The 16,511-nt window shown below is 71.6% G+C and carries 8 protein-coding genes and 2 pseudogenes; 3 read left to right on the plus strand and 7 right to left on the minus strand.

The features are described 5' to 3' along the window. Window positions 1-40: 40 nt before the first annotated feature. Window positions 41-883: a hypothetical protein gene (locus ACFU95_RS27070; RefSeq protein ID WP_383832253.1), complete on the minus strand. Its 843-nt coding sequence runs from the start codon at window positions 881-883 to the stop codon at window positions 41-43. Between the two features lie 560 nt (window positions 884-1,443). Between ACFU95_RS27070 and ACFU95_RS27075 the strand changes: the two genes are divergently transcribed. After that, window positions 1,444-2,484 carry a LacI family DNA-binding transcriptional regulator gene (locus ACFU95_RS27075; RefSeq protein WP_383832255.1) on the plus strand — a complete coding sequence of 347 codons (1,041 nt, stop codon included), beginning with the start codon at window positions 1,444-1,446 and terminating at the stop codon, window positions 2,482-2,484. Between the two features lie 157 nt (window positions 2,485-2,641). Further along, window positions 2,642-4,774: an RICIN domain-containing protein gene (locus tag ACFU95_RS27080; RefSeq protein ID WP_383832257.1), complete on the plus strand. Its 2,133-nt coding sequence runs from the start codon at window positions 2,642-2,644 to the stop codon at window positions 4,772-4,774. Window positions 4,775-4,851: 77 nt separating this feature from the next. On the opposite strand, the gene ACFU95_RS27085 is transcribed toward ACFU95_RS27080, so the two are convergent. The 4 genes from ACFU95_RS27085 to ACFU95_RS27100 all read right to left on the minus strand — a co-directional run bounded on the left by ACFU95_RS27085 (window position 4,852) and on the right by ACFU95_RS27100 (window position 10,409). Beyond that, complete coding sequence (locus ACFU95_RS27085) at window positions 4,852-7,206, minus strand: glycoside hydrolase family 3 N-terminal domain-containing protein (RefSeq protein WP_383832258.1); 2,355 nt, start codon at window positions 7,204-7,206, stop codon at window positions 4,852-4,854. 88 nt (window positions 7,207-7,294) lie between these two features. After that, window positions 7,295-8,221: a carbohydrate ABC transporter permease gene (locus ACFU95_RS27090; protein ID WP_383832260.1), complete on the minus strand. Its 927-nt coding sequence runs from the start codon at window positions 8,219-8,221 to the stop codon at window positions 7,295-7,297. Then, a complete protein-coding gene (locus ACFU95_RS27095) occupies window positions 8,218-9,069 on the minus strand; it encodes a carbohydrate ABC transporter permease (protein WP_383832302.1) in 852 nt (283 codons plus the stop codon). Before ACFU95_RS27095 ends, ACFU95_RS27090 begins: the two co-directional genes overlap by 4 nt. A 47-nt stretch (window positions 9,070-9,116) precedes the next feature. Then, a complete protein-coding gene (locus ACFU95_RS27100; protein WP_383832262.1) occupies window positions 9,117-10,409 on the minus strand; it encodes an extracellular solute-binding protein in 1,293 nt (430 codons plus the stop codon). Between the two features lie 432 nt (window positions 10,410-10,841). On the opposite strand from ACFU95_RS27100, the pseudogene ACFU95_RS27105 reads away from it, so the two are divergent. Further along, window positions 10,842-11,078 (plus strand): annotated as a pseudogene (locus tag ACFU95_RS27105) (aldo/keto reductase); the annotation flags it as partial. A 435-nt stretch (window positions 11,079-11,513) separates the two neighbouring features. Here ACFU95_RS27105 and ACFU95_RS27110 read toward each other — a convergent pair. Both ACFU95_RS27110 and ACFU95_RS27115 read right to left on the minus strand, forming a co-directional pair. Further along, a pseudogene (locus tag ACFU95_RS27110) lies at window positions 11,514-12,460 on the minus strand (tyrosine-type recombinase/integrase); the annotation flags it as partial. Between the two features lie 153 nt (window positions 12,461-12,613). Next, on the minus strand, window positions 12,614-16,480 hold the full coding sequence (locus ACFU95_RS27115) for a hypothetical protein (protein ID WP_383832264.1): 3,867 nt from the start codon (window positions 16,478-16,480) through the stop codon (window positions 12,614-12,616). Window positions 16,481-16,511: the final 31 nt, after the last annotated feature.

A 16,511-nucleotide genomic window follows, 5' to 3' on the forward strand; every position in this document is an offset into this window, starting at 1 on the left:
GGACCATTCAGCGGCCGACGGATCCGGCCGTCGTACCAAGTCAGGGGCGCTCGTAGATCTGAAGCAAGCCGCCGAGGGAGAAGCACGAGGCGCCGATCAAGGTGGCCCAGTTGGCGATGTCGGCGTTGATCAGGCTGCCGGTGGAGGGCCGGGTGAACGCGGCGAGCGCCGAGATCATGAAGAGGACGGAGCCGAGCTGGTTCACGGCGACGATCCACCAGCCGAGACTGCGACGGCGGATGCAGAGCCGGCCGTGGCAGATCTCGACGAACGCGAGGTGGCCGGAGATCAAAAAGAGCACGCATCCGATCACGTCCGGCGCCCAGATCAGCCGGTTGATCTGCTGAATGCTCAGCCCCTGGAGGAAGGAGTCCAGCAGGTCGACGGCGAACACCAGGGTGCCGGCGAAGAGGACGAACGCGCTCAGCCAGTCCACTCGCGTCGGCTCGTAACTCCACCGGCTCCAGCCGTGGGTGACGAGTCGGCCTTCGCCACCGGGTACATGGCGGGGAGCGTTGATGACCTGGAGCAGTGAGACGTAGCCGCCGGTGTTGAAGAAGAGGCCGCCGGCGAAGTAGACGGAGGCGCAGGTGGTCGGGTCTCCGGAGCCGAGCTGGGCGATACCGGCGCCCACCGCGAAGAGGGCTCCGCCGATGACGAAGGCGGTCGCGGCGGCCGCGTTGAGCCTGCGCAGACGGCGGAGCGCGGCTTCGTCGGCGCTGGTGTGCCGGGTGGCGGATGAGCCGGGCGGGCGGACTGCGATGATCCCGCGCCGACGGGCGGGTCGTGACTCCCATACGGCGGTGCCCCCGTCAGGGAGGTGCCAGGTGAGCCGGGTGGTGAACGGTCCCACGCCCTCGGCGCGTTGCTCGGGTTGCCCCACGGGCCGAGAGTAGATCGCCTGCCAGGCCGTCTCCATGCGAAACGCCGACCGCGCTCCCGCTCGGTGCGGCGGCTGCGGACCGGGGTGGTCTGTTACGTCCTGTGGAACGGCGCCGCTCCCTGTCGCCGGGGACCAAACAGACGCGGTATCGGTCTCCGGCAACCCCCGCGGGCCGGTGAACGACCACTGCTTCCTGGTCCTCCGGGACGTTGCCCCGGACCCGGCTGCCGTGCGACGGTCACGCGCCGTGAGCCGGCTGGTACGGCGCCGGCGGACGATACGACGTCGGCGGACGAACGGAAGCATCATGGCCGCGCACGACCAGGTCAACAGCGCCCACGCCACCAGCGTGGCAGAGCCGGCCACCATGGCCCAGAAGCAGCCGGTATGCCTAGCACACCCGCAGCCCAACTCAGCGCCGTCGCCCACGGAGCGGTTCACAGCGCAGTGCCCCCCTCTTGCCTCCCCCGCCGGGCCCCGTTACCTTGCGGCCAGGTTTCTGGCCAGGTGACGCGGTGTGGTCCGGCGCATCGGTGTCCGGCGTACGGAACGGACATCGGGTGACAGGCAGAGGCAAGGTCCGGCAGGAAGCGCAGCACGGTCTGCTGACGAGCATCGCCGCCGAGGCGGGAGTCTCGCTCAGCACCGTGTCCAAGGTGGTGCACCGGCGCCGGGACGTGGGCGCGACGACACGAGAGCGGATCGAGGAACTGCTGACGCGCTCCGGGTACGTGCGGCCCTGGGAGCAGGATCCCACGGCGTCCCGGCAGATGATCGTCGTCTTCCGGGATCTCTCCGGCCCCTACACGCTGGAGGTCGCGCGGGGCATCGTGGACGCGGCCGGGGAACTCGGCATCGACGTGGTGACCGGGACGACGAGCCGGCGGTCGATCTCCGGCTGGCTGGAGGAGTGTGTGGCGCTCGGCGCGGCGGGCATCGTGATCGTCATCTCGATGCTGGCCGAGGAGGACCAGCGCCGGATCGTCGAGCAACGGCTGCCCGTGGTGCTGATCGACCCGCTCAGCGCGCCCTCGCAGGACATCCCGAGCATCGGGGTGACGAACTGGAGCGGGGCCCGGGACGCCGTCCAACACCTGCTGGAGCTCGGGCACACCCGGATCGGCATGGTCGCGGGGCGCTCGCACTCGCTGGCCGGCGCGGCGCGGGTGCACGGTTACCGGGCCGCGATCGAGGAGGCCGGGATCGCCTACGACGCGGCGATCGTGCGCTCGACCGACTTCGACTACGCCGAGGCGCTCGCCGCCAGCCGGCAGATCCTGCGGGCCGACGACCCGCCCACGGCCGTCTTCGCGGCCAGCGACGCGCAGGCGCTCGGCGTACTGGAGGCCGCCCGGCAGCTGGGGCTGTCCGTACCGGACGAACTGTCGGTCATGTCCTTCGACGACACACTCGTGGCGGCCATGGCCTGTCCGCCGCTGAGCGCGGTGCGCCAGCCGTTCGAGGAACTGGGCCGGGAGGCGACCCGGGTGCTCATGGACCTCGCCCAGGGACGGGTGCCCGCCTCCCCGCGCGTCGAGCTCGCCACGGAACTGGTGCTGCGGACCTCGACGTCCGTCCGGCGCCGAGTCAATACCCCGTAAGCCCTCTCGGCGCGAAACCCTTTCGTAATCCGCCGATGACAGTGCGGTGTCCGCTGCGAATACTGGCTTCCTCCCCGCACCCCGCTGCAAAGGAAAGCCGTTGAAAAGATCCTGGGCGCGAAAGGCTTTCGCTTCGGCGACCGCCTTCGGTATAGGCGTGGCATTCGCCGTCGTCTCCGTGACGACCGCGTCGGCATATCAGCCGAGTACCGCGAATCTGTATACGGCGACCAACACCGCCGCCTGCAACAAGAGACCCTGCGTCCTCTACCCGAAGTCCGCCCAGCTGCCGAGCGGCCGGATCGTGGCCACGTTCGAGGACAGCGAGAGCGATCCGGTGGGCCAGACGCTGCCCGTCTACAAGAGCGACGACGACGGCACGACCTGGTCGAAGCTGTCCGACGTCCAGGCGCCCGCCTACCTCTCCGGTGACTCCGCGTACGCGAAGTACACGAGCAACTGGACCAACGCCCACCTCTACGTGCTCCCGCAGGCCGTCGGGGACCTGAGCGCCGGCACGCTGCTGCTGGCGAGCATCGTCTCGGGCGACGACCACTACTACCGGGAGCAGAAGGCCGCGGACTCCAACTGGACACCGACCGGCGACGGCGACCGCAAGGACGTAGCGCTGGCCCTGTATGCGAGTGTGGATGACGGGGTCAGCTGGAGCTTCAAGAACATCATCACGGCCGGCGGCTGGCAGGGCGGCAGCGCGGGCAGCCTCGGCCTCGCCTCGGCCGCCAACACCGAGAACCAGGTCGACCCGATCTGGGAACCACATCTGCTCGCCCACAACGGCCGGCTCATCGCCTACTACTCGGACGAGAACGACTACACCGGCTACGACACCACCACCGGCGCCCCGACCCTCGACCCGGACAACGACACCGCGACCGACTCGCACGGCCAGATCCTCGCCCACCGCACCTGGGCCGGCACCAGCTCCTCCTCCTGGAGCAGCCCGGTCGTCGACGTCCCCGGCGCCACCGTGGGCATGGGCGGCGGCAAGACGGAGATCGGCGGCGGACGCCCCGGCATGACGACCGTCGCGCCGACGACCGACGGCAAGTGGCTCCTGACGTACGAGTACTGGGGCGGCGGCACCAACGTCCGCTACCGGATCTCCGACGACCCGCTGAAGTTCTTCTCGGCCACGGACGCCGCGATCACCGCGCTGCCCGTGCCCTCGGGCGGGAACACGCCGGCCACCGGCGGCAGCCCGGTCCTGCTGCCCATGCCCGACGGCCGGATCGTCTACAACGCCTCGGGCAGCGGCAGCGTGTGGGTGAACGAGTCCGGTCTGAGCACGGGCACCTGGAAGCAGTATCAGACGCCGATCGCCGGCGGGTACAGCCGCAACCTGCAGTACGTCGACGGCACGGGACGGGTCCTGATCCTCCAGGCCGCGTGGGCGGGCGGCAGCGTCGGGCCCGTGAAGTACGCGGAGGTCGACCTCGGCCGCTCCGACGGCGCCTACTACAGCCTCGTCAACCGGCTGACCGGCCAGGTGCTGTCCACCGCGTCCGGCAAGACGCAGGACGCGAACCTCACCGGGGACACCCCGGACGTCGTCCTCGGCGCGGACTCCGCGGCCGACACCCAGCGCTGGCACACGATCAGCACGGGCGGCAACGTCACCCTGCTCAACAAGGCCGGTGGCCGCGCGGCCGCCATCTGGACCGGCAGCGCGACGGCCGGGCAGAAACTGGCCCAGTGGGTCGACGACGGAGCCACCGACAAGCAGTGGACCCTCGTCTCCTCGCCCACATCCGGGTACTACAAGCTCAGGTCCGTACGGAACACCGGCCTGTACATGACCGGAGCGACCGCGGGCGGCTCCGTCACCCTCGCCGCGTCGGCCGACGACGGCTCCCAGGACTGGCAGCTGGTCCAGGACCCGCTGCCCACGGCCGCCACGTTCACCCTGAAGGGCACCTACTCCGGGAAGTGCCTGGACGTCCCGAACGGCGCCACGGGCGTCCAGGTGCAGATCTACACCTGCTCGGGCAACGCCAACCAGACCATCACCCAGACCGCGGCGGGCGAGCTGCGCGTCTCGGGCAAGTGCCTGGCCGCGAACGCCGACGGAACCACCGCGGGCACCAAGCTGATCCTGTGGGCCTGCAACGGGAAGACCAGCCAGCAGTGGGCCTTCCGGGTCGACGGCACCATCGTCAACCGCTCCAACGGCCTGGTCATCGACGTCAGCGCCTGGGGCACGGCCAACGGTTCGAAGGTCCAGCTGTGGACCGGTCTGGGCAACGCCACCCAGACCTGGACCCGGAGCTAGCTCCAGCGACGGCACGAAGAGGCGCCCCCGGGTCGACCCGGGGGCGCCTCTTCGTGTGCGAGAGAGATTCCGCGGGCTCACTCCCGCTCGATCGTCACCGGCACGGAGTGCTCCCGCAGCACGGTCGCGTCCCGCTCCGGACCGACGAGGCGTACGGCCTCCCGCACCGGGGTGTCGAGGCTGGAGGAGCCCGCGTAGAGCAGGATCTCACCGGGCTCGACGACGCGGCGGCCGTCGAGCCCGGTGAAGGCCAGACGGTCGGTGTGGACGCGGAAGCGGACCGTCGCCCGCTCGCCGGGGGCGAGTTCGGTCCTGGCGAAGCCGAGCAGGAAACGCACCGGCCGGGTGACCTGGGCGACCGGGTCGACGGCGTACAGCTGCACGGTCTCGGCGCCCGGAACGCTCCCGGTGTTCCGCACCCGTGCGCTGACCGTGAACTCCCCGTCGGTGGAGACGACTTCACGGTCGACGGCAAGCAGGTCGATCTCGAAGTCGGTGTACGACAGGCCGTGTCCGAACGGGAAGGCGGGCGTGGGGTCGAGGTTGGACAGGAAGCTCTGCCGGTCGCCCAGCGGCGGATGGAGATAGGTGTACGGCTGCCCGCCGGGCGAGGTGGGGATCTGCACCGGCAGCCTGCCGCTGAAGTTGGCTTTCCCGGAAAGGAGTTGGGCCACCGCCCGGCCGCCCTCCTCCCCCGGCAGGAAGACCTGGACCATGGCCGCGGCGGCGGACGCGAACCGGCCCACGGCATACGGCCGACCGCTGCTGACGACCAGCACGACCGGTTTCCCGGTCGCCAGCACCGCCTCCACCAGCTCCTCCTGGACGCCGGGCAGCCGCAGGTCCTCCACGTCACAGCCCTCGCCGGAGGTGCCGATGCCGAACATGCCCGCCTTGTCGCCGACGACCAGGACGGTCAGGTCGGCGGCGGTACTGGCGGCCACCGCGGCCGGGATCCCGGAGCGGTCCTCGTCCCTGATCGGGCAGCCCGGCGCGAACTCCCATTCCACAGAGGGGAGTTCCTCGGTCAGCGCGGTGCGCAGGGAGACCGCCTCGACACCGTTGCCGAGGTCGTCGCGGTCGGCGAGGACGTGGTTGGGGAAGCTGTAGCAGCCGAACATGGTGCGTACGTCGTCGGCGCACGGGCCGATCAGCGCGATCCGTCCGCCGGACGGAAGGGGCAGCGTCCCGTCGTTCGACAGCAGGACCGCGCTCGCGCGGGCCACGTCCCGGGCGAGCGCGCGGCTCGACGGCTTGTCCAGGTCGAGTTCGCCCGCGCGCAGGGCCGGGGGCCGGGGGTCCCAGTCCTCGTCCAGGAGGCCGAGTTCGGCCTTCTGCCGCAGCACCCGGCGCACGGCGCGGTCGACCAGGTCCTCCGCCACCATGCCCTCCCGCACCGCCTGGACGAGGGCGTCGCCGAAGCCGCGCTGGTCGGGCAGTTCGACGTCCAGGCCGGCGCGCAGGGCGAGCGCCCCGGCGTCGGCGAGGTCGGTGGCCACCCGGTGGGCGCTGACCAGGAAGGGCAGCGACCAGTAGTCGGAGACGACGGTGCCCTCGAACCCCCAGGCGTCCCGCAGGACGTCGGTCAGCAGCCACCGGCTGGCGGCGGGCGCCTCGCCGTCGATCTCGGCGTACGAGTTCATCACCGAGCCGACGCCCGCGGCGACCAGGCGCTCGAAGGGCGGCAGGATGACGTCGAACAGCTCGCGTCGACCGATGCCGACCGGGGCGTGGTTGCGCCCGCCCATGGAGGCGGAGTACCCGGCGAAGTGCTTGAGGGTGGCGTACACCCCGGCGCTCTGCAGGCCGGTGACGTACGCCTCTCCCATCTCCCCGACCAGGTACGGGTCCTCGCCGTAGGTCTCCTCGCAGCGGCCCCAACGGTAGTCCCGGATCACGTCGACGACCGGGGCGAGCCCCTGGTGGACGCCGGCCTCGGCCATGTCGGCGCCGATGGCCGCGCCGACCCGGCGGATCAGCTCGGGGTCGAAGGTGGCCGCCATGCCCAGCGAGGTGGGGTAGATGGTGGCCCCGTAGGCGGTGAAGCCGGTCAGGCACTCGTCGTGGGCCATGGCCGGGATGCCGAGCCTGCTCTGCGCCACGATCCGCCGCTGCCGCTCGGCCAGGGCGTGGGAGTGCTCCAGGGCGGGCCGGGGCAGGGTGCCGTACGGGCGGGTGAGCTGGCCGAGGCCGTGCCGGGCGGTCTCGGTGAGGTCGCCGACCCGGTCGAAGATGCTGGTGCCCGGCGCCACCTCGGGGCCGGCCGGCTCGACGTCCTCCCAGGCGCTGCTGAGCTGCGCGACCTTCTCCGGGAGGGTGAGCCGGGCGAGCAGCGCCTCGACGCGCTCGGGGATCGGCAGGGCGGTGTCGGTCCAGGGACGGTCGTCCTCGTACTGCGGAACGCTGCCGTGGTCCGGCATGGTGGTCGTCATTTCACGACTCCTCGGGGAGTTGCGGGCACGCCGACGGGGCCGGGCACGCCGCCCGGCCGCAGGTCGGTGAACTGTCAGCTGAAGTGGGTCACTTGGAGAAGCCGGCGGTGAGACCGGCGACGAGCTGGCGCCGCGCCAGAACGAACAGCGCGAGCATCGGCAGGGTGGACAGCACCACCGCGGCCATCGTGGCCGGTACGTCGATGCCGAACTGGCCCCGGTAGAGGGTCAGCGCCAGTGGGAGTACGGCCTTGTCGCCGCTCTGGGTGAGGATGAGCGGGAAGAGGAAGCCGTTCCAGACCTGGAGTCCGTCGTAGACGGCGACCGTCATCAGGGCGGGTCGGGCCAGGGGCGCGGCGAGCGAGAAGAGCATGCGCCAGTCGCCGGCGCCGTCGACGATCATCGCCTCGAAGAGCGAGCGGGGCACGTCCCGCAGGAAGCTCACCAGGATCATCACGGTGATCGGCAGCGCGAACGCCACCGACGGCAGGACGATCGCGAGCAGGCTGTCGTACAGCCGCATCCTGATGATCAGCAGGTAGACCGGGATGATCACCGCCTGGAGCGGGATCGCCAGGCCCAGCAGGTACAGCCGGAAGGACACCCGGGACAGCCGGCTTCCGGCGCCCCGCACGATCGCGAAGGCGGCCATCAGGGCGACGGCGACGGTGACCGTGACCGTCGCCGCGGTCACGATCACGCTGTTGAGCAGGTAGGTCGTGAAGTCGCCGGCCAGCACGGTCCGGTAGTTGTCCAGGGTCGGGTGGCCGGGCAGGGCGAGCGGGCTGTCCGCGGTGAAGTCGGCCCGGGTGCGCAGACTGGTCACCACCAGCCAGTACACGGGTACGACGACGATCGCCGCCCAGAGCAGTGTCGTGCAGCCGGTGAGGGCGCGGCGTACCGTGCCGAAGGCGGTGAGGTGCCGCGGGCCGCCGGTCCGCGCGGGCGGCGCACCGGCACCCTCGTGGCCGGTGTCCGGGCGGGCGTGACGGGCCTTGGTCATGGTGGTGCTCACATGCCCTCCTGTCGGCTGTCCATCCGGGTGAAGCCGGACAGCCGGGTGGTCAGCAGCGACAGGCCGAGGCCGAGGACCACCAGGAGCGTGGCGACGGCGCTGGCGCGGCCCATGTCGTGGGCCTGGAATCCGGTGATGTACATGGCGAGGGGGAGGACACGGGTGGCGGTGCCGGGGCCGCCGGTACCGCCGGACAGGACGAAGATCAGATCGAAGTAGGTCAGCGAGCCGACCAGCATCAGGGTGCTGGAGGTGACCATCGTGTACTTCAGCTGCGGCAGGGTGATGTGCCGGAAGCGGGTGATCGGCCCCGCACCGTCGAGGGCGGCGGCCTCGAACAGGGCGGTCGGGATCTGCCGGATGCCGGCCTGGTAGAGCAGGGCGTGGAACGGCACGAACTGCCAGGCGATCACCGCGATGACCGTGTACAGCGCGAGGTCCGGGGAGCCGAGCAGGGGCTTGGCCAGCCAGTGCAGGCCGGGTGTGGCGCCGATGCCGAAGGAAGGGTCGAGCAGCGCCTGCCAGGTCAGACCGATCGCCACCGCCGACAGCAGCAGCGGGAGGAAGAACAGCACGGCGAACAGGGCCCGCACCCGGCCCGTGGGCGCCTGGAAGACGCCCAGAGCCAGCGCGATCGGGGTCTGGACCAGCCAGCTCACCACCATCACCTTGACGGTGAGGCCGAGCGCCTGCCAGGTGGCGCCGTCGGTCAGGACGCCGCTCCAGTTGGCAAGGCCGGCCCAGCCGATGGAGCCGAGGCCGTCCCAGCGGGCGACGCTGAGCGCCGCCACGCCGAGCAGGGGGACCAGCCCGAACAGCCCGAACAGGAGCAGCGCGGGGGCGGCCATGAGGAGGCCGGAGCCTCCTCCTGACCGGCGCGCGGGGGTGGTGGGCGTCACGATCCCGCCTTGTTCATGTTCGTACCGAACTCGGCGGGCGAGATCTCGCGCAGGAACGACTTGTCGGTGTTGGTCAGCAGCGGGTCGGCCTGGTCGGAGGGGAGCGCCTGGTCCCACGAGAGCTGGAAGCTCTGCGACGACTGCACCAGGTCGTAGACGAAGGTGAGCCAGTCCTTGTCGGTGGACGACTTCACGGCAGCCAGCTTGGATTCCAGTCCCTTGACCGGCGGCACGCTGCCGGCGGCGAGGTAGGAGTCGACCTGGGAGTCGTTGAGCACGTAGTCCTTGAAGTAGGTCAGCGCGGCGGACTTGTTCTTCGTGGACGAGTTCAGGGAGAGGAAGTTCGAGGGGTTGCCGACGATGTTGTTCGCGTCGCCGGCTCCGTCGGGAAGCGTCGGGAAGGCGGTGTAGCCGAGGTCGCCGTTCTTCAGGAAGTCCGGCGCGGCCTTGGCGATGTTGGCGTACTCCCAGGTGCCCATCAGCTCCATGCCCGCCTTGCCCGTGTAGAGCAGGGCGGTCGAGGCTCCCTGGTCGTAGCTGACGGAGGAGGCGTTGTCCCCGAACGCTCCGGCCTTCGACAGGTCCTGGAGGTACTGGTTGGCCTCGGTGACCGACTTGTCCTTCCACATCGAGGCGTCGCCCGCGGCGATGTCGGTGAAGACGCGGGAGCCGCCCACCCGGTCGAGCAGGTACTCCAGGTACATCAGCGTCGGCCACTTGGAGTTCGCGGCGAGGGAGATCGGTACGACATCCTTCGCCTTCAGCTTCTTCACGGCCGCCAGCAGGTCGTCGTACGTCTTCGGCGGCTCGACACCCGCGTCGGCCAGCACCTTCTTGTTGTAGTAGAGGACGACGGGGGCGAGGCCGTTGGCGGGCACGCCGTAGACCTTGTCGTCGAAGGTGGCACTGCTCAGCACGCTCGGCATGAACCGGTTCGTGTCCGCGTCGGCCTCCGTCAGCGCGTCGACCTTGCCGGCCTTGACGTAGTCGTTCAGGGCGCCGCCGCCCCAGCTGAAGAAGATGTCCGGGGCCTGGTTCGCGCCGAAGGCGACGCGCAGCTTCTGCTTGTAGTCGTCGTTCGCGAACAGCCGCAGCGTGATCTTCTCGTCCGGGTGGTCCTTGTTGTAGGCGTCGACGGACTCCTTGAGGATCGTCTGGTCGTTGAGCGCCCACATCGTCAGCCCCTTGGCGGACGAGTTCCCGGACGATCCGGACGGGCCCGAAGTCCCGCACGCGGCAAGGCCCATGGCCGCCGCGAGGACGACCGCGGACGCGACCGCACGCCGCATTCCCCTGCTTCCGGGATTTCCGCTGACCGGGATTCTCCGCATGACGGTGCCTCTCTTCTTTCCACATGCCGTCGGTGAGCCAGGCAGATCGGAGACCGGTACGAAAGGCTTTCGAATGCCCCGCTGCCGACGGCCTGCCTGCTGGCCGGGACACTGACACGGGATTCACGGCCGGGACAAGCACGGGAAATACCTCGGTTACGAAATATTTTCGTCAGTGGCGTCCCTTACGGAACCGGCGGCACGTGGATGGCTCGAATTGCACGCGGTCGACCGCTGGAGGGTCGGGTCGCGTGGGAGCGACGCTCGCCCAGGAAGGCGACGCTCCGACCGGTGGCCGCGACCTGCCGCGCCACGAAGATCGTGTCCCACGGTCCGGACAGCACCGCGACCGGGACTTCGAGCGCATCGCCGCCGTCACCGGACAGGCACTCCGCCGTGGCCGCCCGGCTGGATGCGACGCCGATGTCGGTCGCCCTGGCCTGGCTGCTGCGGCGGTCGCCGAACATCCTGCTCCTTCCCGGCACCTCGTCCGTGGCGCACCTGCGCGAGAACATCGCCGGCGCAGGACTCTCGCGCTCCGACGAGGAACTCGCAGAGTTGGACAAGATCGGCCACCAGCAGGACGCGGCCAGGCCCCCGGCAAGGCCAAGGGGCAGCGACGAATGATGTACTGCGGGCCTCATCGCTGGTGACCGAGGGGCGTGTTTCACACATGCTGCTGCACGGTGACGCCACCGGAGGCGGTTCCACCGCACCAGGGCTGAGGAAGGCCAGTCATCATGTGCAACGGCAACGTCTCTGCCTGGTCGGCCCACTCACCGACGGACCCCGTGCAAAAAGTGGGCCACATCAGCGCGACACCCGCCCGTTGTGGAGCGTCGTGCCCACAGCGTGCCCTTGAGAGCGGACAACCACGGTCAACAACGGTGCCGTCAAGCGCCCACACCAGCAGCCACCCCACCAGATCTGCCCAGGTCAGGTGGTGTAGTGCTCCGTATGCGCCGTCGCTTCCCAAGCTGAGAGTGCGAGTTCGATTCTCGTCACCCGCTCCACGATTAAGGCCCAGGTCAGAGACCCGGGCCTTTTTGCTGTCCGCTGTGATCAGCGGTCGCGTGCCAGATTCGTGCCAGAAGGCTTGTCAGGCTCCCTCTCCGCACGCGCTGTGGCACGAGCCTTCCGAACCGTCGCGTCCAGCCCGGCGGCGACCTCCTCTTGCCGCTCGTCGTCGGAGTGCTGATAGATCAACGCCGCCTTCTCCGAGGACTGGCCGGCGCGGACCATCGTGTCCTTGAGGGTGGCACCGGAGCGGGTGGAGAGGGTGTGCCCCGTGTGCCGGAGATCGTAGAACCGGAAGCCCTCCGGCACGCCGACAATCTCACGCGCCTTCCGCCACTTCCGCCCGAAGGTGCTCCGCCGGAAGGGAGCGCCCTTCTCGCCGACGAACAGCAGCCCGTCGGGCCCGACTCGGCGTAGCTCTCCAGGTGCCAGCGGAGCTCCCGATGGAGGAACGCGGGAAGAATCACAGTCCGGGTACCGGCCTCGGACTTGGTGTCGCCCTGGACGCGTCGCCCGTTCATCCGCTCCGGCTCGGCGAGGCGGACACGGATACGGAGAGTGTCGAGGTCGACGTCCCGACGACGGAGGCCGACCAGCTCTTCCGGCCGCATCGGACCGTATGGGCCGAGGTAGACCATCAGGCGCCACCGCATCCCGACGGCGTTGGCGAGGGCGTCGACCTGGGCGACGGTGGCGATACGTCGCTCGGCGGCCTTCTCCTTACCGGCGCCCTTGATCCGGCACGGGTTGCGCGTGATCAGCTCGTCATCCACGGCGGTTTCCATGATGGCCTTCAGCAGCGGGTACGCCCTGGCCGTGATCGTCTTGGCGCCCGTGAGCCGTAGCCGTTCGGCCCGCCACTCGCGGACGCGCGGTGCGGTGATCTCGTCCAAGTCCAACTCGGCGAGGGCGAACAGGTGCTTGTCGAGGAGATAGCGGTACAGGTCCTGAGACAAGGGCGCCAACTCCCGTTCCTCCACCCACTTGTCGGCGTTCGTGGACATGACCTGGCTCCTCGGGCTGACGGTCTCCTCGCCTGTGAGACGTCATGTACCGCAGAGACTTTGCGAGTCAGCTCGTCTCACAAAGTGCTTCTGTGAGTCAGGACACCACCGCTGGCCGCCGCCCAGTCGTCCAGTCGCCGTCTAGTCGTCGTCGCACACCTTCCGGTACGTCGCGTCCGGCAGATACGTCCTCCAGGTGGTCCGGGTCAGGCCCTGGCCCGCCGCGCGGGCACAGACGCGGCGGAGCGCGTGGGCGGCGTCGAGGTCGTACCGCCGGACGGGGACGTGGGTGCCGCTCACGTACAGGGTCTGGCCGTCAGGGGCGAAGGCGAGGGAGGTGATCGCCTCGCCGGGGGTGGGCAGGGGCCCGCCCAGCGGCTGGTGGGTGTCGAGGTCCCAGAGCTGGAGCGTTCCCTCGTCACCGCCGACTGCGAGGGTACGGCCGTCTGGGCTCAGGGCCAGGGAGCCGATCTCCTCCGGGCTGCCCGCCCCGGCGTCGGGGAAGGCGTCCCGCAGGATGTCCGCGTGGTCGCTCAGGTCGCCGTCCCAGACGGTGACGCGGCGGGTGCGGTCGCCCGCGGCGAGGCGGGTGCCGTCGGCGGTGAAGGCGAGCGCCGTGGTCCCGTCGTCCGGGTCCGGGCCCAGTTCCGTGGGACGGCCCGAGGGGAGGCGGACGGCACGGTTGTCGCCCGCGAGCAGCCGGCCGTCGGGGCGGACCGCGAGCAGGGAGCCCGCCGGCTTCGCCAGCACACCCGACCGGCGGCCCCGGCTCACGTCCCACACCTCGTCCGCCACCTCGCCCTCGGCGTTCTGGCGGGCCGCGTACAGGGTGCGGCCGCCGGGGCCGAGCGCGATCGAGAGCACGCTGCCGGCGGACTGCCCCGCCGGGGCCGTCCCGAAGGTGGCCAGGACCCGGCCGCGGGCCACGTCCCAGACGGTGATCCGCTGTGCGGCGGGGTCCTGCGCGGGGGCCGACGCCCCGTACGCGAACATCTCGCCGTCCGGGCTGAACGCCATCAACGGCGACGTCTCCCCCGCCAGGACGGGCCGTTCGGGGTCGGCGGGGCCGGGCAGCGGCACGGCGGGGAGCGCCCGTACTCCCGGGCCGTCGGCGTCGTCCCCGCCACCGGGGCCGCGGTCCTGCGCGGTCCCCCGCAGCTCGAAGCGGTAGCCGTCGCCGGCGAGCCGTGCGGTGGCCACGGTGTCGCCGTCCGGGGCGAGCAGGGCGTCGGCCAGGGCCTCGTCGCGCCACGCCGCTGTGGTGGCGGTCGTGGTGTCGAAGGAGTGGACGGTGTTGACGTCCAGGTAGCGCAGGGTGGTGTGGGCCAGGTCCCAGGCGAGGGTGCCGTAGGCCTGCTGGTCGTCGAGGGGCCGGCGGAACACCGGGGCGTCGGGGGACGACAGCCGCCAGACCTTGATCTCCGTGCCGTTGGCCGTCGCCAGGAACGCCCCGTCCGCGCTGATCACGGCGGAGGACACCTCGGAGTCGGAGAGGGCGGCGACCTCGCGCCGCGTGCCGGTGTCCCAGACGCTCACGCCGTTGGTGTCGACGGCGGCGAACCGCTGGGGCGCGCCCTTGGCGCCGCCGCCGAACAGCAGCCGTACGCCGTCGCCGCACAGCCCGCCGGCGTTCTGCCAGGCACCCGTGATCTCGTGGCCGTCCCCCGTGTCCAGGAGCCTGGGCGCCTTCCCGGCGGGGCAGAGGGCCACATACCGGTCGTCGGGGCTCGGGACGACCTGGGCGCCACCGGGCGCCTGGGTGGCGAACAGCAGCCGGCCGTCGGCGACGGAACGCAGTTCCACCCGGCCGTCGATCCCGTCGGCCCCGTCGGCCCGGACACCGCCCACCACATAGCCGCGTCCGCTGCCGCCGAGGGCGAGATACGTGGTCCGGCGGGGCCGCGGACGAGGCTCCCCCACCCAGCGGTCCCGTGCGGTGTCCCACAGCCGGATGCCGTCGTCCACGACGAGCGCGAGCGTGTGGGCGTCAGGTCCGGCGGCGAACACCTGGGCGCCGGCCGGCAGCGTTCCCGAGGCGGTGCGGCGGTGCGTGGCCACGTCCCAGGTGCGCCAGGTGCGGCCGTTGACGCCGAGCAGGGACCGGCCCGAGTCGACGAGGTAGTCCGTCGACATGCCGCTCGGCCCGGGGTCGGCGAAGGTGTCCAGTTCGGGCTGGGCGAGGGCGCCGAGCAGGGCGCGGCGCGACTCGGGCAGCGCGGCCAGCCGCCAGGCGGCGGCGCTCAGCCCCATCGCGGTGCGCGGGTCGGTGCTGCGCAGGGAGTCGGCGACGGCGGCGGCGCGGCGGGCGGCGGCCTCCGTGCGCTGCCGCTGGCCCGCGCGTGCCTGCGTCACCGCGACCAGGCCGACGGCCACGGCCACCGCGACGACGACGGACAGCGTGGTGAGCAGCAGCCGGGAGCGGCGCGCGGCCCGGGCGACCGCACGGTGTTCCGCGTCGCGTGACTCCAGGGCGGCGGCGAGGAAGTCCCGCTCGGCCGCGGTGAGCAGGTCCTCGGGTGTGAACCCTTCGCGCGCGAGGTCGAGCCGGGTGCCGCGCCAGAGGGCGCCGGGGTCGCGGTCGGCCTCCAGCCAGGCGCGGGCCGCCTGCGCGAGCCGCCGGTGCTGACGCAGCCGCTCCCGGTCCTCCTCCAGCCACCCGGCCAGCCTCGGCCAGCAGCTGATCAGCGCCTCGTGGGTGAGCTGGACGCCGTCCTCGTCGGCGGTGAGCAGCCGGGCACCGGCCAGCCGTTCGACGACGCCGGGCACCAAGGGGTCGGCCCACTCGTCGAGTTCGGCGCGGCTCAGCGGGCGCCGGGTGTCGGCGGTGGTCGCGCCGTCGCCCTGGCCATGGGGGCCGGCGGGCTCTCCCCCGGGCTCCACCATCCGCAGCAGCAGCCGGCGCGCGACGGTCCGCTCCTCGGGGCCGAGCGTGCCGTAGACCTCCTCGGCGGTCGCCGCGATCGCACCGCGCACCCCGCCGGCCGCCTCGTAAGCGGCCAGGCTCAGCATCCGGCTGCGGCGGCGCCGCCAGGTCTCCAGCAGGGCGTGGGAGAGCATCGGCAGCGCGCCGGGTTCGTCGAGGATCTCGTCGACGAGGCGGGCGGTCAGCTCCCGCTCCACCAGCAGACCGGCGGTCGCGGCCGGCTTGACGACGGCCTCGCGCAGTTCGTCGGCCGTCATCGGGCCCAGGGCGAGCCCGGCGCCGCGCAGGGCGTCCGCGAGGCCCCGGTGTTCCAGGCAGCGGGGGTAGAAGTCCGCGCGTACGGCGATCAGTACGCGCAGTCGGCTGCCCGGGTCCCGCGCCGCGAGCAGCAGGTCGATGAACCGGGCGCGCTCGGCCTGGTCGTGGCAGAGCGTGAACGCCTCCTCGAACTGGTCGACCACCACCCAGCTCTCCGGCTCCCCCTCGGCGGGCGCCAGCAGATGGCCGTAGGTGGCGGCGGGCCGCGCCCCCGGCGTGAGGATCCGCAGCGCCGCCGGCCGCCCCCCGGCGCCGTCGTGGCGCCCGGCCCGCTCCCGCAGCAGGGGGATCAGGCCCGCCCGCAGCAGCGACGACTTCCCGCTCCCCGACGCACCGAACAGCACCGCCAGCCGGTGGTCGCGCACCAGAGCGCCCAGCTCCTCGGTCACCTGGTCGCGGCCGAAGAACAGATGCCGGTCGCCGGGTTCGAAGCGGGCCAGCCCCCGGTAAGGCGCGCTCGGGGTGTCCTCGGGGGCCGCCGACAGGGGGGCCGTGGTGCCGGCCTCGGCCTCCTTCCAGCGCGTCTCCCACTCCTCCATGTCGCCGGTGTCGCCGCCGCAGGCCCGCACGTATCCGCGCAGGACGTCGAGCGAGGGCAGCCGCACGCCGCCCGCGGCCCGGGACAGTGTCGTCGCCGAGCAGCCGGCCGTCTTCGCCATGGCCTGGTACGACGGGCTGCCCGCGGCGCGGCGCAGTTCACGCAGTCCGTGCGCGAGCTGCTGCACGGGCCCGGACTCCGGGTCGAGCGGCCGTTCTGGACGTCCCACGGGCCAACCTCTTCCTGCCGACGGGCCCACC

Source organism: Streptomyces sp. NPDC057623, assembly GCF_042800355.1.
In the GTDB taxonomy this organism is placed as follows: Bacteria; Actinomycetota; Actinomycetes; order Streptomycetales; family Streptomycetaceae; genus Streptomyces.

What these genes read in the sequence shown, in the direction of transcription:
- ACFU95_RS27085 (WP_383832258.1), bottom strand. Translation starts at nt 7,206, where the DNA reads ATGACGACCACCATGCCGGACCACGGCAGCGTTCCGCAGTACGAGGAC.
- ACFU95_RS27095 (WP_383832302.1), bottom strand. Translation starts at nt 9,069, where the DNA reads ATGGCCGCCCCCGCGCTGCTCCTGTTCGGGCTGTTCGGGCTGGTCCCC.
- ACFU95_RS27100 (WP_383832262.1), bottom strand. Translation starts at nt 10,409, where the DNA reads ATGCGGCGTGCGGTCGCGTCCGCGGTCGTCCTCGCGGCGGCCATGGGC.